The 1,343-nt window shown below is 61.1% G+C and carries 1 protein-coding gene; it reads left to right on the top strand.

Going from position 1 to position 1,343, the window contains the following annotated elements; genetic code table 11:
* The coding region (locus tag AC1DMG_RS22175; protein ID WP_477181157.1) for a hypothetical protein at nucleotides 1-890 on the top strand (890 nt) is incomplete at its 5' end.
* Nucleotides 891-1,343: the final 453 nt, after the last annotated feature.

The following is a 1,343-nucleotide window of genomic DNA, read 5'->3' as shown; positions in this document are numbered from 1 at the left end:
TCGCTCAGGACGCCGATAAGCGCGTCACACTCGATTTTCCCGAGCCCGTTCTTGACGTTTGCGCCACCGGTACCGGGGTTCAGGTCATTACTGGCACCAACACCGGTGACTGGACGATTCGCCAGTGGGATGGAACACGATGGCATGCCACCTCAACCGTGGCACGCCAGGATGACGGCCTGGCCGCCATGAATTGCGGCGCTGATGACACAACTCTGCTGACGTCGGCACGCGTCATCCAGCTCGCAAAGAGCGGCTCGGCGCGGATCACGAAACTTTCCGCGGAGCTGCCTTTTGGTAGCGTCACCGCCATGCACGACACTGGCACGACCCTGCTGGTCGCTATCAATGCCGGCGAATGGGGCGGCGGACTGCAACGTATCGACAAAGCCAGCGGGGTCGTCACCGCCATCGAGCGCAGGGACGGCAGCGACCTATGCAGCGGCCCTTTGAACGCTGCATGCGATGCGGTCCACGGCATCGCCACCGAACCATGGAACACGAGGTGCAATGCTGTGGCCGTTGGGCTCGTCCATTTGGTTATGGAGCGCGGGGGCATCGTCGAGGTGTGTGGTGACGAGGTGCGCTCGCTCTTCGAGAAGCCCTTCAGCACCTCGTTCGCCATCAAAGGTGGAAAACGTGGACAACTGCCGCAGACCGTAGCGTTTTTTGGCCTCACCGCCAGCGGCGGGTCACTCTGGGCCGTCGGTACGGATGGTCTTTACAGGATCGACTCGATTGGCAAGGCGACCAAGGTTCCGTTGCCAACATTCAGGACAGTGGATGGCATCGACGTCAGTTTCGACAATCCACAGCTCGTTCTGGTGATGACCCGCCTTAACCAGAGGCACGCTGTAAGCGGGGCGACTCCGATGCTGGTGCCGCGATAGTGGCGTGCGGGTTTGCCGCTCGTCTCCTGACCCTCCCGGTCAAAATAAAGAGCCCGCCAGTTAGGCGGGCTTTTCTTTGCGTGGGGCCTGGGGATGGTTCGCCGCATCCATGGGGCTCACCCCTACGCGCTGCGCGCTACGGGGCCAGCGCTGCGCGCTGTCCAAATTTGTTCCTGACAAATTTGTCGAACGGGGTCCGTCTCCTGACCCTCCCAAAAAAAGTGAAAAGCCCGCCAGTTAGGCGGGCTCTCTATTGCGTGGGGCCTGGGGATTGTTCGCCCCATCCATGGGGCTCACCCCTACGCGCTTCGCGCTACGGGGCCAGCGCTGCGCGCTGTCCAAATTTGTTCCTGACAAATTTGTCGAACGAGGTCCGTCTCCTGACCCTCCCAAAAAAAGTGAAAAGCCCGCCAGTTAGGCGGGCTCTCTATTGCGTGGGGCCTGGGGATTGTT

Source organism: Dyella sp. 01N36 (assembly GCF_056399745.1).
The sequence above is the reverse complement of the archived record's forward strand: the minus strand, read 5'-3'. Positions and strand labels throughout refer to the sequence as shown.